Source organism: Sorangium sp. So ce1014, assembly GCF_051521505.1.
GTDB lineage: Bacteria > Myxococcota_A > Polyangia > Polyangiales > Polyangiaceae > Sorangium.
The window spans coordinates 6,664,924-6,686,435 of sequence record NZ_CP150356.1; the positions used below are offsets into that span (position 1 = coordinate 6,664,924).

Consider the following 21,512-nt stretch of genomic DNA (forward strand, 5'->3'; position numbering starts at 1 on the left):
AGCCTCACCCGCGTGCGCCCCTGTCGCGGAGGTCGTGCCTCGCCTCGATTCAGCGCTCGGCGACAGGGCTGATGACAGCCCTCTTCCTCGCAGAGAGCGGGTGAGACGACATCTGGAAGTGATCGCCGAGGCCCGCTAGGGTCAAGGTCCGCCCCTCTCGCTCCATCGTGCCCTGGAGCTCGTGCAGGTTGGACATGACCGTGTGATCGACCAGGCGGGCATTCGCGAAATTGATCTCGATGCTGGAGGCGTTCGCGTGACTCGCGAGCCTCCGCTGGAGGCTGAGATAGTTGCTGAAGACCGCCGCGTGCTTGACGCGCAGCACGACCCGCTGTCCCTCGACGCGCTCCTCCACCTCGGAGCGGAAGAGAACGCGCAGCGGCGCGCCGTTGATCACGTGGATGAGCATCTTCACGGCGATGCCGGCCGCGACCCCGACGAGCAGATCGGAGGCGATGCACAGCGCGGCCGTGGTGCCGAAGATGAGGAGCTGCTCCCTGCCGATGCGGAGCGTCCTCACGAACTCCTTGGGGGACGCGAGGCGGGTGCCCGTGAACGTGAGCATGGCGGCCAGCGCGGCGAGGGGGATCCTGTGGATCAGCCCCGGCGCGAAGGCGACGAAGAGCAGGAGGAAGGTGCCGTGGAAGAAGTTCGACAGTCGGCCCTTCGCGCCGTAGCCGATGTTCGCGGAGCTGCGGACGATCTCGGAGATCATCGGCAGCCCACCGAGCAGGCCCGCGATGAGGTTGCCGGCGCCCGTGGCGAGCAGATCCCGGTCGAGGTCGGAGCGGCGCTTCGCGGGATCGAGCGAGTCGACGGCCTTCGCCGACAGCAGAGACTCGATGCTACCCACCAGCGAGAACATGATGATGTATTTGATCGACGCGGGCGTGCCGACGTGGCTGAAGTCCGGGAAGACGATCGCCTGGAGGAGGTTGCCCGGCAGGTTGACCAGGAAGCTCGGCCCGAGCGCGTACGTCGTCTGGGTCGCCGCGAGCGTGTAGGTGTGCTCGTGCTCGAGATCGAAGACGTGAGCGAGCGGCACCGAGAGCGCCAGCACCAGCAGCGGCGCGGGGATCTTCTGCAGAAGGCGCGCTCTCCTGGCGACCGCTGGATAACCGAAGAGGATGACCAGCGAGAGGACGCCGATCAAGGCGATCTCTGGGTTCAGCCGAAACAGGCTGTGCGGGATCTCGAGGATCAGGTGGAGCGGCTCTTTCGCCGCGGGCGTGACGCCGACGAGCGTGTGGATCTGTTTCGAGCAGATGATGATCCCGATGGCCGCCAGCATGCCGTGCACCACCGAGCCGGGGAAGAAGTCCCCGAGCGCCCCGGCGCGCGCCAGCGCGAAGGCGATCTGTATCAGCGCGGCGACAGTGATGCACGCGAGCGCGCGGCGGTAGCCGACCGCGTTGTCCCCGCCGCCGAGCTCCTGCACGGCGCCCAGCGCGATGACGATGAGGCCCGCCGCGGGTCCCTTGATGGTCAGCGGCGCGCTGCCGAGCCACGTGGCGACCATGCCGCCGACCACGGCGGTGAGCACGCCAGCGATGGGGGGAAACCCGCTTGCCATGGCGATTCCCAGGCAGAGCGGCAGGGCGATCAAGAAGACGAGGAAGCCTGAAACGAGGTCGTTCTTCCACGAGGCGGACGCAGGCGTTGACGCGGGCGCGCCTGAAATACTCGACTTGGACATGCGGTGCTCAGCCCTCGGATACGCGGACCCCCTGTGGGGCCCGATGTTCGTCAGAACACGCTCCAGGACGGGACCACTCGGCCCGAGGTTCCCACGCGGGGTGACGATTTCGACCGATGTGCAGGAACCTGCGTGCGGCTCCGTTCCGTCCCAGGGGAGCCGCCGATGTACAGCTCTCCCCCGCTCGGGGTGCCGCTGCTCGCTCCGCTGTGGCCCGAGCAACGGGTGCTACCCCGCCGTCCAATCCACGCTAGAGTTCAGGGCCTCGACGCTCCAGACGCTCGAACGGCCCTCATGACCGAATCGCGACCCCTCCTCGGCGAATCGCGCGCGCAGTTCGAGTCGGCGATACGCCCGAACCTCCCGCGCCTCTATCGATTCTGTATTTCCCTCTGTGGTGCTCGGGATCAGGCGGACGATCTGTTCCAGAATGCGCTGCTCAAGGCGTACCTGCACGCGGCGTCCTTCGAGGGGCGCTCGGACCTCGGGGTCTGGCTCTGCGGGATCGCTCGGCACGAGTACCTGGAGGCGTACCGGACCGAGGCGCGGCGCCGCGGCCTGCTCGATCGGCTCGTCGACGTGTGCACCGAGGCGCTCGGCATCCTGCCTCGCGCCGATGTCCCGAGCCCGGAGGCGGCCGTGATCCTGAGCCAGGACACGGGGGTGCTCCTCGCCTGCCTCCAGGAGCTGCCAGAGGAGTTTCGCACCGTGGTGGTGCTATGCGACATCGAGGAGCTCGGTTACGATAGCGTGGCCGAGCTCCTCGGCATCCCCAAGGGGACGGTGAAGAGCCGCCACGCCCGCGGGCGCGCGCGGCTGCGCGATGCATACGAGCGTGTGGCGGCGCAGCTCGTCGTGGCGGCGCGGGAGGGATCGACGTGAGCGGGCAGGACCACGATGTGCCTCCGATTCCGCAGGATCTCGCGGCGAGCGTGCGGACGCTGCGCGCGATGAGCCCCTCCGAAGCGCTCGTCGAGCGCGCGCTGAGCAAGCTCCCGGAGCGGCCAGAGCGGCCTGCGGTGGAGGGCGGCAAGAGGTCGCAGCGGGCGCGCGGCCCCTGGAGGTGGAGGGCGATCCTCGCGGCGCCGGCGCTCGCCGCGCTGGCGCTCGCCGTCTTCCTGGCGGGCGGCGGGGGCGCGCGCTCTCCCGCGATCGAGCGCTCCGAGGAGCGCGCCGTGGCGTTGCCTGGCGACGGACACGCGTGGACGCACCTCGATCTGTGGACCCACCGCCACGCCGACGCGCCGGCGGTGGTTCACCTCGAGGTCCCCGAGCACGTGCGCGTGCGGCTCCCCGACGGCGAAGGCGGGGCGCTGGAGGAGCACTGCCAGCGGGAGCGCTGCTCGCATCGGCTGACGCGCTACCGCGGCGAGGCGCCGCTCAGCGTGGCGGTCGCCCAGCCGGGCCGCTACGAGATCCACGTCCGTCACGAGTCGAACGAGGCGCGCGTGCGGGAGCGCTTCGTGCTGACCGCGGAACGTGACTGAGCCCGCGCGCGCCTGGGAGCCCGTTCGCACAGCGTGCGCGCGTACGGCGTCGAGCTCGCGGCCGCGGTCAGGTCCGCGGCTCGCCGCGCTTGGCTTCATCCCAGTAGCCGTCGAGCTCTTCCAGCGTGAGGGTGTCGTCCGACGCCCTTGCGGGCCAGCCGCCGTGCCGCTCGATGACCCGGCGCTCGACGTGCTCGAAGCGCCGGGTGAACTTGTCGATCGTCCGGCGCAGCGCCCCCTCCGCGTCCACGCCGGCGTGGCGCGCCAGGTTCCCGAGCGCGAAGAGCACGTCGCCGAGCTCCTCCTCGATCGCGGCGGGATCGCCGCTCTCGAAGGCCCGATCGAGCTCTCCGAGCTCCTCCTCGACCTTCGCGCGCGAGCCCCGCGCGTCCGGCCAGTCGAAGCCCACGCGCGCGACCTTCTCGCCGACGCGCTGCGCCCGGGTCAGCGCCGGCAGGCTGCGGGGAACGCCGCCGAGCACCCCGCGGTCCTTGCCCTGCCGGGCCCGTTCGGCCGCCTTGATGCGCTCCCAGTTCTGGAGCACCTCGTCGGCGTTCTCGGCGCTCTCGTCCGCGAACACGTGGGGGTGGCGCCGCACGAGCTTCTCGCAGATCGCGGCGACCACGTCATCCGGGCCGAACGCTCCCTCGGCCCGGGCGAGCTCGGCCTGGAACACGACCTGGAGCAGGAGGTCCCCGAGCTCGGTGCACAGCTCCTTGCGGTCGCCGCCGTCGATGGCGTCGATGACCTCGCAGGCCTCCTCGAGCACGTAGCGCCGCAGCGTCGCGAAGTTCTGCTCGCGATCCCACGGGCATCCGTCGGGCGCGAGGAGCCGCTGCATCAGCTCGACCAGACGCGGGAACGTGCGACCGGCCTGCTCCGGGAGCGGCGGCGCCTCCACGGGTTCAAAGGGGCGAGGCATGCAGTGCTACTAGCGCAAACCGCCCCCGCAGCGAAAGAGAAGGCGACGTCTCATAACGCAATGCGTTATCCTGGATTCGCGGACTGTGGCGTGAGAAAAGTGAAGATGTCGTCGAGGTTGCGGCGGCGAGGACGACCATGAAGAGCGCAGGCTATGTGGTGCTGTTCACGATCGCCGGGTGCTCGCAGGGGGTGTGTCGGAGCGTCGGGAGCGCGCTGGGCACGGCGCCGAGCCCGGCGGGTTCCGCGGTGCCGACCGTCGCGGAGCCGACCGGGGTTGCGACCGCGGAGCCGGAGCCGACCGGGGTTGAGGCCCAGGCGGCCGACAGCGGCGAGCAGCAGGCGCTGGACGAGCAGATTGCCCCGCTGCGCAAGGGCGGGCGCCACCTCATCGCGGAGCCGCCGGACAACGCGGAGGAGGAGGCGTACGTCAGGTGGGTCGCGGCGGCGGGGCTCGCCGCCCAGAACCGGCAGCCGCCGCCGGCTGCCCCACCCGGGTTCGCGCTGCGGGCGGTCCCCGGACGCGATTTCTGGGTGCTGTCCGAGGACGGCTCGCGCCGTCGGGGTGCGGCCGCGGTCGTGCTGCGCGCAGGGGCGGCAGCACCGCTCATCGTGGAGGCGCCGCACACGTTCTTCGACCGGGGGACGCTGCCCGTCGCGCTGGCCGTCTTCGAGGCGCAGCGGGCGCGGGCGCTGGTCGTCAACACGTCGCACCGGTACGGCGGGGGCCCCAAGCCGAGCAACGCCGCCGGGGATGACGAAGGCGCAGAAGGAGCGGGCGGAGAGGGCGGCGCGGGCGCGGACGACGGGGCTGCAAAGGGGGAGGCCACGGGGAGCGGCGCTCGGGTGATAGGCGGCGGGCGCGCGGGGGCCGAGGGCGCCACAGGCGCCGGCGGCAACCACGGTGCAGGTGGCGGCGTCCAGGGCGCAGGTGGCGGCGCTCGGGGGGACATCCGTGCCGCCCGCGAGCGGCTGGCTGCATCCCTCGCCTTCGCAGACGTGGCGCACGCGGAGCGCTCGTTCTTCCTGTCGGCCCATCGGGCGCTGCTCCAGAGTTTTCCCGGCATACCGTCGGTGCAGCTGCACGGTTTTCAGGACAGCTCGGCGCCGGACGCCGCCGCCATCGCCAGCGCCGTGGGGCACGACGCCGACCTGGAGCGGCTGCTCGCCCCGCTGCGGTCGGTCGTCAGCGACGGGAAGGTCCTCGCCTACCCCGCCGAGATCAACAAGCTCGGCGGCGCCACCAACGTGCAGGCGCGCTGGTCGCGCCAGATGGGCGCGCCGTTCTACCACCTCGAGCTGTCGCGAGCGCTACGCGACAAGCTGATGGAGGATGAGGATTTCCGGCGCCGCTTCGCGGCGGCGTTCGCGGGCGTCGTTGCCGGAAAAGGCCCGGAGGGGAACCCGACCCGACCCGGGTTGACGCCCTAACAACCAACCCGACCCGGGTTGCCCTCCCATAGCTCGGGTGCGCAGATAGGTACGGGCGGACGTAGACCGGGGCTGGGTCACGGCCGACTCCGGTCGGAAGAGCGGATGGACGCCACGAATAATGGAGCAGGCGTGGACCCAACCCGGGTTGCCCTATAGACAGTTCATGGATCGAGATGGACGAGCGCAGCTCAAGAGCTGGTTCATGGCCAAATCTGCGCGGAAGCGCGAATGATGGCGCAGGACGCGATAAGGAATGAACTGGAATTGCCAATCTGAATCGCGCCCCTCCCCGCCCAACCTGTATCGGGTCGAGCATGGCGCCGCGCGCTCCGTCTTCTCCACACGGACGTTCCTCGCGATGCGACGTGGGAACCGTCGTCCGCCTCGCCCTGCAGCCGGTCGCAATAGTTATATATCGGCTACGACGTCCGTCACGCTGGCGCCGTGAAACGTACGCATCCACCACGTCCCCGCCGGGAACACGACACTGCGCACACCGGTGCGCCACTGCTCCAGCGCGGCGCGGTATAACGCGCGAAACGCCCGTACAGCGGCGCCGGCGATTCGCCATGTGTCACCCTGGTCACGGCCGACCGCAAACGTAGGATTGCGTTCGCGCAGCGCCTCGAAGCTCGTGGCGCGCGCGTAGGGGGAGATCTTGCTGGCTCGCTCGGCGCCCAAGAAGCGACGCCCATGGTGCTGCATCTCCGCATGAATTTGCGCTTCTTGTCGCTCGAGCTCGGCGGCGACCTCTTGACGAAAGCCCTCCGCGCTGTCCATCTCTATAGCCGGCGGCAGTGAGAGCGAGAGCGTCATTTCCTCGGGCCACTGAGGATTTTCCGGGTCGAGATACGCAGACGGACGCGCCGCACGCAGCACGCCGCGACCGAGCTCGCCCACATCCACCTTGGCGCCCGGCCACTCATGCGCATGTCGGACGAGGCCAGCAGCGACGGGATTCGCGAGGACGTAGGCGATCTTCTCCACCACCGCCGCGCGCGTCAGCAGGCGTACGACGCTCGGGGCCTCGTGGTCCCACACCGGTCCTTCCCAAGTGCGGAGCACCTTGGTACCGAGCGCGACGATGCGATGGAAGAACTGCAGGAAGCGCGGCAGGACGCCCGTCACGTCGGTCACAATTAGGTGCAGATGCGTTGACATCGCACAGATGGCATGGACCTGGAGACCGTAGCGACGCGCGGAGACCGCGAGGGCATAAATGAGGAGCTGGGTGATGGCTACGTCGGGCCGAAAGAGCAGGTGCCGGCGCAGGACGCGCCGGGTGATCATGTACGTGGCGCCGGGAGCGATCTCGCGGGGCTGGCTCATGGCCGGCGCACACCAACAAACACCGTGCCAGTGTTGTGGTGGATTATTTCGAGGAGTTACCCCCCTCGCTGGGGTGGCGGCCGCGTTCCATGGGTGGCGGCCGCCAGGACGCCCGCCTGGGGTCACCCCGGGTCCGGGTCACCCCAACCTGGGTGGATCCCCCCCAACCTGGGTCGGGTTACCCGCCCGCGCCCCAACCCGGGTCGGGTCACCCGCCAATCTCGGTCGGACGTCACTCAACTCATCCAAGACTGCCGGCGACGCGCCGCCGGGCCGCCCGAGTTCCTGACACGGGCCTACGACACAGCCTCAACCCGGGTCGGGTTGCGGTTGCCAACCTGGGTCGGGTTGCCGAACCTGGGTCGGGTGGGGGGGGCGTCAAACGAGCAGCGCCGGGATCCGGTCGGGCCCGAAGGCGGCTGCGCCGCGCGGCGCCGTCGAGAACATCGGCCGCTGGGTCGGATCGCTCCGCAACGCCGGGAATCGCTCGAGCAGGAGCGAGACCCCGATCCGCGCCTCCATCCGCGCGAGCGGCGCCCCGACGCAGTAGTGCGGGCCCACGCCGAAGCTCAAGAGCCCTGTGGGCCGCCGCTGGATGTCGAAGACCTCCGGGCGCGGGTAGGCCTCCTCGTCGTAGTGGAGCGCGGTGAGCGACACGTAGAGGAGCGTCCCCGCGGGCACCGTCTCACCGCCGATCGTCGCCTCACGCTCCACGAACCGCACGATCCCCGTCGCGTTGCTGCACCAGCGCATCGCCTCGTCGATGGCCTGCGGCAGGAGCGAAGGCTGCTGGCGCAGCTGGCCCATCGCGTCAGGGTGCGCGAGCAGCGCCACGAGCAGATTGGCGAGCATCCAGCTGGTCGTCTCGTAGCTGCCGAGGATCAAGCTGAGCACGACCCCCTCGCACGCCTCCACGCCGCCCAGCCCCTCCGCGGCGAGCGTCCGCGCGATCTCGCCGAGCAGCGTGTCGCCCGGATTCGCCACCTCGCGCTCCGCGATCTCCCGCAGCTGCGCGCCCATCGCGGCGTGGGCCCGCCGCCCCTCGGCCACCAGGACGGGATCCTGCGGCGCCATGGCGCTGCGGATCATCTTGCGAATCAGCACGTCATTCTCGGCGATCCGCTCCTCCGGCATCCCGAACAGGGCGCTCGTCACGCCCATGGGCATCGAGATCGCGAAATCGTCGACCAGGTCCGCCTGCTGCTTCCGCGCGAGCCTGTCCACGATCCTGCGCGCCACGGGGGTCACGATCGTCTCCTCGTAGCGGTTGACCACGCGCGGGGAGAGGACCGCGTTGAAGATCCGCCGCATGCGCGTGTGCGACGCGCCGTCGAGCGCCACGAGCGCCCCTTTCATGATCCCGATGTCGTAAGCTCGATTACTGAACGTCTCGCTGTCGCGCAGCACGGCGGTCACCTCGGCGCCGCGGAGCACGACGGTCACGCCGAGCCCCTCATCGAAGTAGATGGGGTGCTCCTTCGCCGCCGCGGCGAGATAGACCCCGAACGCGGAAGGATCCTCCGTGGTGAAGGAGAAAAGGCTCGTGCGAGGTAGCATAGTTAAATTTTGGTATTCGATTTCGAAGTATCAATCAAGCCGCATTGCCGCTCGCCTCGACGCAAGCTCGCCGGGACGAGGGCGTCGTGCGCCGGCCTGTCCGACGTCCGTCCGGCGTGCGCATCCCTGTGGGTGGCGCCCCTGCCCTGCCACAGCCACACCGCGCGTGTGGTTATCGGCTCCGCTCTCGATGAGCTATCGAGAGGCACCACGCGGCGAAGTGAGGCAGCACGTCCTCCAGGCGACCTTGCCGATTCCAGCGCCCGGGCGCGCCCGTCGCCCTCTCGTGCAGGCGCACCTCCGCCACCCCGTGGATCGCGGCCCGCCCGCGGGGCTCCGCGCCGCGGGGGATACGATGCGCCGGCGGCGACGAGCTCGCTCGCAGCGTCCGCGACGTCCGCGACAAACGCGGTTAAGATCCTCGAACGAGGTTCAATTTATGAGATTGCTTGTCTCGATCGACTCTTGGGGTGCGCGGTTGCTCTCGGTGCTGGCGCTCGCGCCCGCCCTGGGCTGCGGCAGCGACGTCATGACCGAGGAAGGCTCGGGCGGAGGCGGGGGCGCAGGATCGCACGGGAGCACGGCGGAAGGCCCGGCCGCGAGCTCGGGCGAAGGCGCCTCCGGGAGCACGGGAACCGCGCCACCGGAAGGCTTCCCGTTCGCGTGCGACGATCCCGAGCCCATCGTCGTCGCCGGCCAGAACACCGGGTACGTGCGCTGCGCCGGCGGCTGGATGCACCGCGCGGAGATCGTCGCCTGCCCGAGCCCGCTCCCGCGCGCCGAGGCGTGCCCGGAGCCGAGCGACAACCCCGGTGCCTGCTCTTCCGACGCCGACTGCACGGAGCAGCCCCACGGCCACTGCGACCCCGTTGCCGGAAACGATGCGCTCCCGGGGTGCTTCTGCCAGTACGGATGCACGATCGATGCCGACTGCACCGAGGGACAGATCTGCCTGTGCGGCGATCCGGTCGGGCGCTGCGTGCCAGCGCTGTGCACCAGCGATCAGGACTGCGGCAGGCTGCTCTGCTCGAGCTACGTCCTCAACCCGGGTTGCGGCGGGACCGGCTTCGCATGCCAGACGCCCACCGACGAGTGCGCCGGCGACGACGATTGCCCAGGGGAGCAGGAGTGCTCCCTCGCGGCGCTGCGCCACGCCTGCGCGCCGTCGACCTGCGCGATCGGCCGGCCGTTCCTGGTGGACGGGGTCGAGCGCACCGCCGAGCCCGCCGCGCGCGACGACTGGCGGGCCGCCGCGCCAGACGCGCCGCCCCGCCGCGACGGGCTCTCGGCCGAGCAGCAGACGGCGCTCGCCGATCACTGGACCCGCGCCGCCCTCCTCGAGCACGCGTCGATCGCCGCGTTCGCCCGCTTCGCGCTCCAGCTCCTGTCGCTCGGCGCGCCGCCGGAGCTCGTCGGCGCGGCGCAGGCGGCCATGGGCGACGAGGCCGAGCACGCGCGCATGTGCTTCGAGCTGGCCAGCGCGTTCGCCGGCCGCGGCATCGGCCCGGGGCCCCTCGCCATCGACGGCGCCCTCGGCGGCGAAGGCGCCCGCGCGATCCTCGTGACGACCCTCCGCGAGGGATGCATCGGCGAGACCATCGCCGCGATCGAGGCCGCAGAAGCCGCCCTCCACGCGACCGATCCCGCGATCCGGCGCGCCCTCGAGCAGATCGCCGAGGACGAGACGCGGCACGCCGAGCTCGCCTTCCGGTTCGCCGCCTGGGCCATCGAGCGCGACCCCTCCCTGGCGAGCACCGTCGTCGACGAGCTCGCCGCCGCCGCCTCGGAGCCCGCCGCCCCGGGCGAGGCCGACCGCGGCGGCCTGCTCGGCTTCGGCGTGCTCTCGCCGCAGCACCGGCGGGAGATCCGGCAGCGCGCGCTCGCGCAGGTCATCGCGCCCTGCGCGCGGGCGCTGCTCATGCGCGGCGGCCCGCGCCCTGCGGCCGGCCCTCAGCGCGAGGCGACCGAGAGCTTGGCGACGAACAGCTGACCGCCCGCGGCGTCGACCTGACAGTTCAGGAGCGGGAAATCGGCGCCCGAGGTGCCCGCCAGGAAGACGTCCGTCCCGGAGATCGCCAGCGCCTGGATCTGCTGGAGCTCCGGGCCGCCAAGCGCGTCGAGCCACTCGACCTCGCCGCCCGAGGCCCTGAGCCGCGCGAGGAAGATGTCCCCCGGGCCGGCGTCGCCGCTCACCTCGGTGTCGTCGATCGTCATCTGCCGCTGGAAGTGCCCGGCCACGATGACCCGCCCGAGCGCGTCGATCCCGACGGCCTGCGCCGACTGAGCCCCGCTGCCCCCGAGGTGCTTGGCCCACGTGGCGACGCCGCGCCGGTCGAGGTGCGCCGCAAAGCCGTCCTCCTCCGTGGCGACGAGCTCGCCGGCGAGATCGATCTGCCCCTCGAACGAGCCGGCCAGGACGACGCCGGCCTCGTGCACCGCGACGGCGCCGGCGCGCTGATCGCCGCGAAGGGGGGAGTAGTGTCGATACCAGAGGCCTGCGCCATCGGCGCTCGATCCGTCGCAGACCCAGGACGCCGGGAACGAGGCGAGGAGGAAATCGGTCCCCTCCGCGACCGCGTCGTCGGGCGGCAGCCCGCGCTCGAAGCCGGGGAATCCGACGTTCACGCGGCCCTCGAAATCGGCGACGACAAAGGCCTCTCCGGAGGAGACGCGGAGCGCGCGGGGCCGGTAGCGCGCCCCCTCGCGGCCCGAGAAGACACCGCTGCATGGCGTCAAGAGGGTCTGTCCATCGTAGCTGGAGAACCCCATGTCCGCCCCGCCCTGGAGCGACGTCAGGACGAAGACGCGGTCGCCCTCCACGGCCACCGCCTTCGCCTCGTCGGGGCCGCTCGACCCGTGCGTCACGCACGCCGCGACCCCGCCCGGATCGTTCTTGTCGAGCCGCGCCACGAACGCGTCGCCGTCCCCGGCGCCCTCGGGCGACGCGCAGTCCGCGCCGAACGACAGGCTGCCCGTGAAGTCGCCCGCGACATAGACGCTGCCCTCGCCCAATGCGATCGAGGTCGCCTGATGGGTGCGCGTCGCGGTGTCGTTCTCCGCGTTCCCGAAGCGCTCGCTCCACACGTGGTTCCCGTCGCGCGCGAGGTGCACCACGAAGACGTCCTTGCCAGCGCCTCCCGCCGTGAGCGGCGCGCCGCCGGCGACGGTGAGGTCCCCCTTGAAGCCGCCCGCCAGCCACAAGGTACCGTCGCCGTCGGCCGCGATCCCGCCGAGCGTTGTGTCGGCGTCGCCGAACGACATCGCCCACTGGCACGTGTAGCCGGGCTCGCTGACCGTCCCGCCCCCGACGCCCAGCTCGTTGACCGGCTGGATGCCGGCGATCTCCGCGCAACTTGCGCCGCCCGCCGCGACGAGGGCGGTCGCCAGCCAGAACCGCGCACGCCGATCGAGCCTCATCGTCATCAGAACACCCCGACGACAGCACCGCCGAGGATGCCCGGCGCGATCTGCACGCGGGCGCTCGCGCGCGGGCCGTCCGCGGGCAGCGTCAGCCAGAGGACGGCCGTGCCGGCGAGCGCCGCGCCCGCGGCAATGAAGGAGAAATCGGAGACGGTCGCGTAGGACATCGCCCTTCTGGCCAGATCGGGTACCGGCTGCGCGCAGTCCAGGTAACGCCCCGGTTCCCTGCACGTCGTCCTGGCTTTGTCCTCGACCTTGTCCCACGTGGAGATCGCCAGCCCCCCGAACGTGCTCCCGAGCGCGATGCCCGCCAGCGTGAGCCCGCCGGTCACCCACATCAGGTTCCGGTGGATCGAATCCGGCCTCTGGCCGTACGGCATCGGCCCGCGGCGCTCCAGGTCGGCGGCAAGAGGCGCCGGCGCCGCCGCGTGGGGCTGGAGCGCCCTCACGTGGACCTCGATAAGCTCTCCCGGTTGCCTCGCCTCGACCTCGCGCGAGAACGCCTGCCTGCCGGGCGCGCTCGCGCTGACCCGGTGCTTCCCCGGCTCGACAGGGCGCGCCGCCCAGAGCTCCCGCTCCGCCACCCCGTCGAGCGTCACCGCGAGCCCCGGCAGCGCCTTCACCTCGTCGGACACGAGGATCGCGAGCCTCGGGAGCTTCTGCGCGATCGCCGCCGCGCGCTCGCGCGCCTCGGCGCCCCGCTTCGCGTCGCCGCCCGCCGCCTCCGCCACGTCGATCTCGGTGTAGAGCGCCCACGCGCTCGCGAGGCGCCCGGCGCGCTCGTGGCACCCGGCGAGCTCGAGCTTCGTCTCCGTCGACGGGCGCAGCCGCTCGCTCTCCTCGAGCTTCGGACAGGCCGCGTCCGGCCGATCGTTCGCCAGGAGCGCCAGCGCTTCCCGGCGCAGCGCGTCGGCCCGCGCGCGCTCCGCGATGGTCGGCTCGGCCCAGGCTGGGACCGCCGGCGCCGAGGCGGCCAGCGCCAGGAGGAGCCCGAGCGGAGCGCGGCCGAGGGCGCTCCGCGCCGCGCGCCCGGCGCTGCCCGCGGAGCGGCGGGGTCCTCTGCAGATCTCTTCAGGCATCGAGTCCCCTGGTCGGCCGGCGAGCAGCGCCTGCGTCAGGTCCGTGCGCTGGACCGCGACGACCGATAACAGGGCACCGCGAGGAGCGCCAGGCCGAAAGGCCCCGTGGGCTGGCCGCCGCGCCGGTGCCCTTCCACGCCACGCGGCGCGGCGCAGACGGGCGCGCTGCGTGGCGTGGAAGGGCCCGCGCCCGCCTGAGGCGCTCCCGCGCGGCGCGGCCGCACGCCCCGCGTTCCGCTTCGACCCTTGCGGCCTTTGCGCTAGCTTTCCGCCCTCGATTCCGGTCTCGTCCCTGGCTCCCGCGTCATCGAGCGTGCCGGCTGGAGCGCTCCCGCGAACAGGTGCCCTGATGTCCTCCGTGCCCGCCCCCAAGAAGAAGCGGTCCAAGAAGAGCGCGCCCTCCCTGCCCCGCCAGGACGAAGAGTGGATCGGCGGCTTCTTCTCCCTGCGCGCGTTCGTGCACGAGGGCGACGAGGCGTACCGTCCCGAGGCGGTCGTCTGGATGACCGAGCGCGGCTTCGTGCTGAGCTGCGCCGCGCTGCGCCCGGGCGACGTCGTCGCGGGCGCGGTCGACAGCTTCGAGGCCGCCGCCAGGGGCCCCCTGGAGGGGCAGCCGCGCCTGCCCGAGCGCGTCCGCGTGGCCTCGCCCGCGCTCGCCGACGCGCTGAGGGCGCGGCCCGGCCCGACGATCGAGGTCCGCGTCGCGCCGACGCCGGAGATCGACGTCGTGGCCGAGGACCTCGAGGCGCACCTCGGCGCGCGCGACGGCCGCCTGACGCCGAGCTTCCTCGGCGGCGGCATCGAGGCGCCGGCGATGGCGTCCTTCTTCCGCGCGGCGGCCGCGCTCTACCGCGTGACGCCCTGGAAGACCGTGCCCAGCGACGCGGACATCATGGCGCTGTCGATCCCGTCGCTCGGCGCGCGCGACCTCGCGCTGTGCGTCGTCGGGCAGGCCGGCCAGAGCCACGGCGTGCTCCTGTTCGAGAGCGCGCGCGGGTTCGAGCTCTACCTCGCGGAGACCGCGAAGCTGCCGGACGCGCCGCCCGCGTCGCTGCCGGCGAGCTTCTTCTCGCTGAGCTTCGACCGCGCGAGCGACCTGCACCCCGCGCTGCGCGCCGAGGTCGCCGAGCAGCGCTGGGAGCTGGCCGGGCCCGACGCCTACCCCACGCTCGCGATGGTCGACGAGGAGCTGATCGGCCGCAAGCCGACGCCGAAGGAGCTCACCGCCTCCGAGGCGCTCGCGCTCGGCCTGGTCGAGCTGATGAAGCGGCGCAAGGAGATCACGAAGGCCTTCCGCGGCGGCGACCCGGTGGAGGCGAGCTACGTGGTGGAGACGCACGGGGGCCCGGTGGAAGTGCTGTTCCGCGCGCCCCACCCGGAGCGGAGCTGATCCCGCCGGTCGGACGGCAGCGCGCGCGGACGAGCGCGGCGGCGCACGCGGCCGAGCGCGTGTTCAGGCCGCGGAGGCAGGCCGCAGAGGGGCGCCGGCCTCAGCGGGCGATGAGCCGGTAGAGATCGGCGTTCACGATGAACTCGCAGACGACGTTGCCGAACTGGAGGATGTCGCCGCTGCGGAGGGGCGTGCCATCCCCGGCCGGCGTGAGGAGCCGGTCGTTCAGGAACGTGCCGTTGGTGCTCTTCCTCGCGTGGAGCATCGGGGTGTCCGCGATCAGGACCGAGATGTGAGCCTGGACCTTGGAGACGGACGGATCGCGGAGCACGATATCGCTGTTCAATGCGCGCCCGATGAGGATGCGATCCTGCCAGGGGCTCTCCGGGCGCTTCGCCACCGGCAGGAGCTCGCAGCCGTGGGACGCGACGGTCATCCCCGACGAGATCCGGTGGCGGCACACGGCCGGTTGATTGCTCGATCCGGGCGAGGTGCCGGCAAAGACGGTCTTGAACGACGGGGGGGGCTGGTCCTCGGGGCCGAGCTCCCGGAGCAGCCACGCGTGAGGGTACCTCCGGTCGAAGGCCATCCGTGAGAGCGCCCGGCTCTGGGCACAAAGCGTCGCGAAGGTCAACATGAGAAGGTCTTCCCCGAGTTCCGTGCTGTTCGAGCGGGCGGCGCCCACCCAACCAGCGCACCGCCCGCTCACCAGGGCCCGATAGGCATTTATACATCAGTCCACGACGGGATCACCGGGGGCCACGACACGCCCTGGGTGGAACGATGCAACCTCCGGCCCCGCGCGGACTACACTGTCAGCGCTCGCCATACCTTGCTCCCACGTGACTCACATCCAGCGCACATGACACACCTGCAAGACCCCCGGCCGGCGGCGGTGCCGTCAGGCACGCCGATCCAAGGAACGATCGACAGGCGAGCGATGCGAGAGGCCGAAGAGCCGATGGAGATCGCGCACGTACGACACCGCACCTCCCTTCCTGTTGCCGCCGCCGCGAATACAGCCACACGAAACAATTGCACTCGCACCATTGTGCTCGTGGAGATTCTCACGCTGGACTCGAGATCGCGAGCCTTGCGGATGACGTCTTCCACGGGACGAACCCCCAGGAGGTGCCCTGTTCGGTCGCGGCAAGGCAGGCCTCGCGCCGCGCTTCAGCCGGCTCGCGGTCCTGCTCTGTTGGAAGCCGGCGTATCCGGCGCCGAGCGCCGTCACGTTCGACCCCTGCGCCCCTGCCCCGCCCGTCTGGCCGCCGGCGGCGCCGTCCCCCTCGCAGCCGCCGTCCGGGCCCTCGCAGCCGACGGATCGCGGCCGGGCCGTCGGACGCGGACGGCCCGCGGGGTGGTACAGGGCCGCCTTCGTGATGGCGCCGCGCGCCGTCCCGCAGGCCGCTCCGCCGCATCGCTTCGCGAGATCGCATCGCGAGGCGGTTACGCTATGTTGCCGCCGTGACCTCCTCCTACAATGTCCAGCACGCGCCGGTCGGCGCCTTTGCCTCGTTCACGCTCGGAAGCTTCAACCGCCGGGGCGGCTTCGCCTCCCAGGTGGGCCGCCCGGGAGAATCGAACCTCTACATCGGCTACCGCGAGGGAGACGGGGACTTCTTCTGCCTCCCCTACTTCGAGGGCCACAGCGGCCCGGACGTCCCGTTCGGCGTCACCTTGACCCATGACACGCGGATGCGCCGCGTCTTCGGCGAGCAGGACATCCGCCGCGAGCTCGGGTGGGCGAGCGACACGATCCGCGCCGGGCGGCTGACGCTCGCCCTCTACTCGCCGTTCGGCCCGATCCCCGACCCGCGCACGGCGGCGCCCTCCGAGGTCGCCGAGCGGTCCTGCCCGGCGCTCATCGCGCGCCTCGAGCTCGACAACACCGGCAGCGACAAGCCCATGACGGGCGTCTTCTCGCTCGACGCGTCGAGCCTGCGCGACCTCGAGTCGACGAGCGACGGCCGCCTGGTCGGCGTCGCGCACGGCCGGCGCTGGGGCCTCGCCGTCCGCCCGGAGCCGGGCGTCCGCGCCTTCCAGGCCTTCGCGCCCGAGAACGCGCTCGACGGCAGCGCCGATCGGCTGTTCCGCCTCGGCAAGACCGGCGGCCTGCTCATCGACGTCCCCCCGGGGGAAAAGCGCGAGGTCTGGATCGCGCTCGGGTTCCACGACGCCGGCACCATCACGACCGGGATCGAGGCGCGCTACGCCTACACCCGCTACTTCCGCAGGCTCGAGGACGTCCTCTCCTTCGCGCTCGACCGCCGCGAGGCGCTCGTCAAGGAGGCGGTCCAGCGCGATGAGGAGCTCGCGCAGTCGGCGCTCAGCCCCTCGCAGAAGTGGCTGCTCGCCCAGGCGACGCACGGCTATTTCGGGTCCACCGAGTGGCTGGACACCGCGCTCGACGACGCCTCGCCGCCCGCGCCGCTGTGGGTCGTGAACGAGGGCGAGTACGAGATGATGAACACCTTCGATCTCACGATCGATCACCTCTTCTTCGAGCTGCGTTACGCGTCCTGGGCCGTGCGCGACGTCCTCGACCTCTTCGTCGACCGCTACAGCTACCGCGACAAGGTGAAGCGCCCCGGCGCGAACGGCGAGCTCCTGCCGGGCGGCGTGTCGTTCACGCACGACATGGGCGTCGGCAACCACTTCTCGCCGGCCGGCGACTCCAGCTACGAGCGGCCGAACCTCGACGCCGCCTGCTTCAGCTACATGACGCACGAGCAGCTCACGAACTGGATCTGCTGCGCCGGCGTGTACGTCGCGCGCACCGGCGACAAGGGCTTCCTCGAGCGCCACCGGGGCCTCTTCGCCGAGCTGCTCGCGAGCCTCCTCCACCGCGACGCGCCCGAGCCCGGCGCGCGCACCGGCGTGATGGCGCTCGACAGCAGCCGCTGCGGGACCGGCGCCGAGATCACGACCTACGACTCGCTGGATCACTCGCTCGGGCGCGCGCGCGGCAACCTCTACCTGGCCGGCAAGACGTGGGCGTCGTACCTGGTGCTCGCCGACCTCCTCCGGCGCTGCGGAGACGCCCCCCTCGCCGCGGAGTCCAGGGCGGCGAGCCAGAAGACCGCGCGCGCCATCGTGTCGGCCTTCCACGAGCCGTCGGGCTACATCCCCGCCCTGCTCGACGGGAGCTCGACGAGCGCGATCATCCCCGCGATCGAGGGGCTCCTGTACCCGCACGCCATGGGCTTGCTCGACGGCAACGCCGCGGAGGGCGAGCACGGCGAGCTCGTCCGGGTGCTCCGCCGCCACTTCCAGGCCATCGTCAAGCCCGGTGTGTGCCTGTTCCCCGAGGGCGGCTGGAAGCTCTCGAGCAGCAGCGACAACTCGTGGGCGAGCAAGATCGCGCTCTGCCAGCACATCGCGCGCGTGATCCTGAAGGCCGACCTGCCCGACGCCGAGCGCCACGAGCAGGCCCACGTCCGCTGGCAGATCGAGGGCTCCGGCTACTGGGCCTACTCCGACCAGATGCAGCGCGGCGTGCCCGTCGGCAGCCGCTACTACCCGCGCGGCGTGACGGCCATCCTCTGGCTGGACGAGGCCCCGGCGGGGGCGAAATCGCCGAGCCGGTAGCCGGCGGCGCTCCGCGCCGGAGCGGTGGGCGGGCGTTCTCCAGAGACGCCCGCCGGGTCGGCTCGCCCCAGCGGGGGCGGCCGGCCCGGGAGCAGGGCAATCGACCGAGGTGCTTTCATGAGAGTTCTCATCATTGGCGGGACCGGGCTCATCTCGACGGCCATCGTGCAGCAGCTCCTCGAGCGGGGCGATCGCGTCACGCTCTTCAACCGGGGCGTGACGGCGCGGCGGTTCGAGGGCGATGTCGAGGTCATCGTCGGTGATCGCTGGCAGTACGCCGAGTTCGAGCGCGAGATGCAGCAGCGCACGTTCGACGCCGTGATCGACATGGTCGCCTTCGCCCCCGAGAACGCCGACTCGCTGCTCAGGGCCTTCTCGGGCCGCGCGGGGCACCTGGTCGTCTGCTCGACGGTGTGCGTCTACGGCGGGCCCCTCACGCGCTCTCCGGCGACCGACGACGAGCCGCACCGCCCCGTGACGAAGTATGGCCAGAACAAGTCGCGCATCGAATCGACGCTGCTCGCGGCGAGCGGCCAGAACGGGCTCAAGACCACGATCTTGCGGCCGTCGTTCACGACCGGCGAGGGGCACACCGCGCTCGGCGCGCTCTATTTCGATGACTCGATGGCCGACCGCGTCCGGCGCGGCCTCCCGCTCGTCGTCCACGACGACGGCGCGGCGCCGTGGGCCATCGCGCACGTCTCGGATGTGGCCCGAGGGTTCGTGAACGCCCTCGGCAACGACAGGGCCTATGGGCAGGCCTACCACCTCACGAGCGACGAGCACACCACGTGGGGCGGCGTCTTCGCCGCGCTGCAGGAGGCCGCCGGCGGCAAGTCCCCCGTGGTCTCGATCCCGACCGGCTGGCTCTACGAGGTCGCTCCTCGCCGCATGGTGGGCGTCAAGTTCATCTACCAATACGGGTCGATCTTCGACAACAGCAAGGCCGCGCGCGACCTCGGCTTCCGGACCACCGTGCCGCTGGTCGAGACGCTCCGCCGCCAGATCGCCTGGTCGGAGCGCGCCGGGACGTACCGGCGCGCCGAGGAAGAGCCGCTCCAGGACGTCCTGCTCGACGCGTTCAACCAGGGCAGGAAGCCCGCCCCGGCGCAGGTGCACGACTTCAATCCATGGGGGAACGAGCCCGAGTCCTGATCCCAGCTACCGTCTCATCCGACAGGTGGCCTCGTCACCTGTCGGAGCATCCTACGAGAACCTTCCGCTGGGAGCGACCCGGTGTTTTCCTTGAGCCGTGCCGGAGCGGACCTCGACGATCCCCTTCGCCAGCCGCGTCAGGGCAGGTTCTCCAGGGGATCCGTCTTGCCGACGCCCGCGTGCTCCAGGACGATGGCCTTGACGTCGGCCGCGCGGTCGAGCGGATATGTGTACGGAGCGGTCCAGGAGCAGTCTTCGCCGGACGCCTGCGTCCCGGTCGTCTCCTCGAAGACGTTGTCGATGCGATGCGTGCCGCCGGCCGCGCTGTCGAGCGTGGTGATGGGGTTCTTGACCTTGTAGAAGTGGTTGCCTTCGACGCGCAGGCAGGCGCCGACGCGCGAGTTCACCCCGGACGTGGGGACGTTCTCGAAGTAGTTGTTGAAGATGTGACCGTTGCCGCCGCGGTAGCTCGGGAGGCGGGAGTTCACGTTGCTGAAGCGGTTGTGATGGAGGGTGATGCGGCGATCGCTGTCGTCGCTGTCCGACGAGCCGACCAGCATGCCCTTCCAGTGGTCGTGCAGGTAGCTCCACGAGATCGTGATATCCGAGGACTCGTGGGTGGCGTCGATGAGGCCGTCGTACTTGTCCTTGTCCGAGTTCACGGCGGCAGAGTCGGCCCAGAGCTCGCAGTGGTCGATCCAGACGTTGTGGCTCTCATCCATGTGGATGCCGTCGCCGTTGCCGCTGCTGGCCAGCACGTGGTGGATCTTCAGGTTGCGGACGATGATGTTGGAGGCTCTCCTCAGGTTGAGCCCGATCCCTTGCAGCTCTCCGCTCGACCCGACCCCCACGATGGTCTTGTCGGACGCGACGCGCACGTCGTCGCCGCTGCCGCTGATCTTGCCGGTGATCTGGATGATCCGCGCGCCGTCTTTCGCGGCCTCGGTCCTCAAAGCGTCGAGCGAGCTCACGGAGACGACCTCTCCGCCCTTGCCGCCGGTGGTGCCGTCGCCGGTCGTGGCGTAGCCGTAGAGCCTGAAGTCGACGCCGCCGGGGCTGCTGCCGCCGGTGCCGCTGCTGGAGCCGCCCTCGCCGCTGCTCGAGCCGCCCTCGCCGCTGCTCGAGCCGCCCTCGCCGCTGCTGGAGCCGCCTTCTCCGCTGCTCGAGCCACCTTCTCCGCTGCTGGAGCCGCCCTCTCCGCTGCTGGAGCCGCCCTCTCCGCTGCCGGCACCGGTCCCGCCGGTGCTGGCGCTCGTGGTGGAGCCGCCGCTCCCGCTGCTCGTCGGCTGGCCCTCATTCTCTTCCGGATCTGACGTTTCCGAGCCGCACCCGACCACCGAGATGCCGGCGATGCCGAGCGCGATCAGCGCAGCCCAAGCGACTCGAGATTCGCACTTCATGAGCAAGTACCCTTTCCGTGATGAGCCAAGCAGCTCGCGCGACGCGGGTGGAGAAGCCGGACAGCGCACGGGCCGTTCTCGGGAGCTCCATAGCAACGCATGTGCCACCAGCGCATGACGGTCCGAAGCCGCCCGGATCCCGGCCTTCCATGGCGTTTCCGCGGTGACAGCCGCAGCGCGCTTCCCCTCCCCCGACGGGCAACCGCGGCGCCGCGACCGAGTCTGTCAACCGCAGATGGACACTGTGGACACGTGAAGCACCGCGTCGTCGGCCTCGGCGCGATGGGCCGCCTGCGCGAGCTCGAGCGACTCGGCGTCGCCGGGCTCGCCGCCGCGGCCTGTGGTGGGCTCAGGGGCCGATTCGAACGAGCTCGACCCAGTCGAGCCTGGACCCGTCCTCGCGGCACGCGAACGAGACGAGGTGACTCCCAGGCTCGAGCGCGAAGGTGAGCATCATTCCTTTTTCGGCGTCCGAGTCGTTGACGTAATCAAGGTGGAAATCGGTGCCGATGAAGTTGTACTGGTATCCCGGCGGCGGCGCCTGGTCCACGCGGACCAGGAACGAGTTGTCCGTGCTCTCGCTGGGTCCCGCGGCGACCCTGACCTTGATCTGATAGGTGCCGGCCTCGCTGATCTTGAACGAGCAGCTGACCCGGTCGTCGTCGCATCCCGCCGACTCGGGGACGACCACGTAATATCCGCCGTCGGCCAGCTCGTCTTCCACCTTGATGAAGCTGCCAGTGAGCTCGCAGGCCTCGGCCTCGCGCTTGAGCACGTCGCCCGTCGCGCCGCCCCCGCCCGCCGCGCCCGCGCCGCCCCCGCCCGCCCCGCCCGTCGCGCCCGCGCCGCTGGACACGCCCGCCCCTCCCGCGGAGGCCGACGACGTGTCCCACGCCGCGGACAACCCCTCCAGCGAGCACGCGCAGGCCAGCACCGGCAAGAGCGCACACAAGGATCGCCACCGCGGTGGACGCGTGTTGACCACCGTCGTGCGCGCCGGCGAAGCGCTCCCTGCATCGCCTACCGCACGACGTCTCGTCTCCGCCTGGGGGT

The 21,512-nt window shown here is 71.3% G+C and carries 16 protein-coding genes; 7 read left to right on the forward strand and 9 right to left on the reverse strand.

Features of this window, described 5'->3' with window-relative positions:
* Nucleotides 1-49: 49 nt before the first annotated feature.
* On the reverse strand, nt 50-1,696 hold the full coding sequence (locus WME75_RS25115) for a SulP family inorganic anion transporter (RefSeq protein WP_437475919.1): 1,647 nt from the start codon (nt 1,694-1,696) through the stop codon (nt 50-52).
* A 294-nt stretch (nt 1,697-1,990) separates the two neighbouring features.
* Between WME75_RS25115 and WME75_RS25120 the strand changes: the two genes are divergently transcribed.
* Entirely contained in the window at nt 1,991-2,578 is a 588-nt protein-coding gene (locus WME75_RS25120; RefSeq protein ID WP_437475920.1) for an RNA polymerase sigma factor, read from the forward strand.
* 17 nt (nt 2,579-2,595) lie between these two features.
* Nucleotides 2,596-3,183 (forward strand): hypothetical protein, encoded by a 588-nt coding sequence (locus tag WME75_RS25125; RefSeq protein ID WP_437475921.1) that lies wholly within the window; start codon nt 2,596-2,598, stop codon nt 3,181-3,183.
* A gap of 67 nt (nt 3,184-3,250) precedes the next feature.
* Here the strand turns inward: WME75_RS25125 and mazG are convergent, their stop codons facing one another.
* The gene (gene mazG / locus WME75_RS25130) at nt 3,251-4,105 is read right to left on the reverse strand and encodes a nucleoside triphosphate pyrophosphohydrolase (protein WP_437475922.1); all 855 of its coding nucleotides are present in this window, start codon (nt 4,103-4,105) and stop codon (nt 3,251-3,253) included.
* A gap of 137 nt (nt 4,106-4,242) precedes the next feature.
* Here mazG and WME75_RS25135 point away from each other — a divergent pair, with 137 nt between their 5' ends.
* The gene (locus WME75_RS25135; protein ID WP_437475923.1) at nt 4,243-5,535 is read left to right on the forward strand and encodes a hypothetical protein; all 1,293 of its coding nucleotides are present in this window, start codon (nt 4,243-4,245) and stop codon (nt 5,533-5,535) included.
* 411 nt (nt 5,536-5,946) lie between these two features.
* On the opposite strand, the gene WME75_RS25140 is transcribed toward WME75_RS25135, so the two are convergent.
* Together WME75_RS25140 and WME75_RS25145 are read right to left on the reverse strand one after the other, a co-directional pair.
* Nucleotides 5,947-6,867 carry a transposase gene (locus tag WME75_RS25140; RefSeq protein WP_437475924.1) on the reverse strand — a complete coding sequence of 307 codons (921 nt, stop codon included), beginning with the start codon at nt 6,865-6,867 and terminating at the stop codon, nt 5,947-5,949.
* Between the two features lie 378 nt (nt 6,868-7,245).
* Complete coding sequence (locus WME75_RS25145; RefSeq protein WP_437475925.1) at nt 7,246-8,424, reverse strand: cytochrome P450; 1,179 nt, start codon at nt 8,422-8,424, stop codon at nt 7,246-7,248.
* Nucleotides 8,425-8,863: 439 nt separating this feature from the next.
* On the opposite strand from WME75_RS25145, the gene WME75_RS25150 reads away from it, so the two are divergent.
* Nucleotides 8,864-10,414 (forward strand): ferritin-like domain-containing protein, encoded by a 1,551-nt coding sequence (locus tag WME75_RS25150; RefSeq protein WP_437475926.1) that lies wholly within the window; start codon nt 8,864-8,866, stop codon nt 10,412-10,414.
* Here the strand turns inward: WME75_RS25150 and WME75_RS25155 are convergent.
* A complete protein-coding gene (locus tag WME75_RS25155; protein WP_437475927.1) occupies nt 10,375-11,847 on the reverse strand; it encodes a hypothetical protein in 1,473 nt (490 codons plus the stop codon). The genes WME75_RS25150 and WME75_RS25155 overlap by 40 nt on opposite strands.
* On the reverse strand, nt 11,847-12,923 hold the full coding sequence (locus tag WME75_RS25160) for a hypothetical protein (RefSeq protein WP_437475928.1): 1,077 nt from the start codon (nt 12,921-12,923) through the stop codon (nt 11,847-11,849). The genes WME75_RS25155 and WME75_RS25160 overlap by 1 nt, the downstream gene beginning before the upstream one ends.
* Before the next feature lie 349 nt (nt 12,924-13,272).
* On the opposite strand from WME75_RS25160, the gene WME75_RS25165 reads away from it, so the two are divergent.
* Nucleotides 13,273-14,313, forward strand: a complete 1,041-nt coding sequence (locus WME75_RS25165) for a hypothetical protein (protein WP_437475929.1) — start codon at nt 13,273-13,275, stop codon at nt 14,311-14,313.
* Between the two features lie 100 nt (nt 14,314-14,413).
* Here the strand turns inward: WME75_RS25165 and WME75_RS25170 are convergent, their stop codons facing one another.
* Nucleotides 14,414-14,950 carry an FHA domain-containing protein gene (locus tag WME75_RS25170; protein WP_437475930.1) on the reverse strand — a complete coding sequence of 179 codons (537 nt, stop codon included), beginning with the start codon at nt 14,948-14,950 and terminating at the stop codon, nt 14,414-14,416.
* 830 nt (nt 14,951-15,780) lie between these two features.
* Here WME75_RS25170 and WME75_RS25175 point away from each other — a divergent pair.
* Entirely contained in the window at nt 15,781-17,904 is a 2,124-nt protein-coding gene (locus tag WME75_RS25175; RefSeq protein WP_437475931.1) for a glycoside hydrolase family 52 protein, read from the forward strand.
* A gap of 117 nt (nt 17,905-18,021) precedes the next feature.
* Nucleotides 18,022-19,059 carry an NAD-dependent epimerase/dehydratase family protein gene (locus tag WME75_RS25180; protein WP_437475932.1) on the forward strand — a complete coding sequence of 346 codons (1,038 nt, stop codon included), beginning with the start codon at nt 18,022-18,024 and terminating at the stop codon, nt 19,057-19,059.
* Between the two features lie 137 nt (nt 19,060-19,196).
* On the opposite strand, the gene WME75_RS25185 is transcribed toward WME75_RS25180, so the two are convergent.
* Both WME75_RS25185 and WME75_RS25190 read right to left on the reverse strand, forming a co-directional pair.
* Nucleotides 19,197-20,459 carry a pectate lyase family protein gene (locus WME75_RS25185; RefSeq protein WP_437475933.1) on the reverse strand — a complete coding sequence of 421 codons (1,263 nt, stop codon included), beginning with the start codon at nt 20,457-20,459 and terminating at the stop codon, nt 19,197-19,199.
* 349 nt (nt 20,460-20,808) lie between these two features.
* Nucleotides 20,809-21,411: a hypothetical protein gene (locus WME75_RS25190; RefSeq protein ID WP_437475934.1), complete on the reverse strand. Its 603-nt coding sequence runs from the start codon at nt 21,409-21,411 to the stop codon at nt 20,809-20,811.
* Nucleotides 21,412-21,512 lie beyond the last annotated feature (101 nt).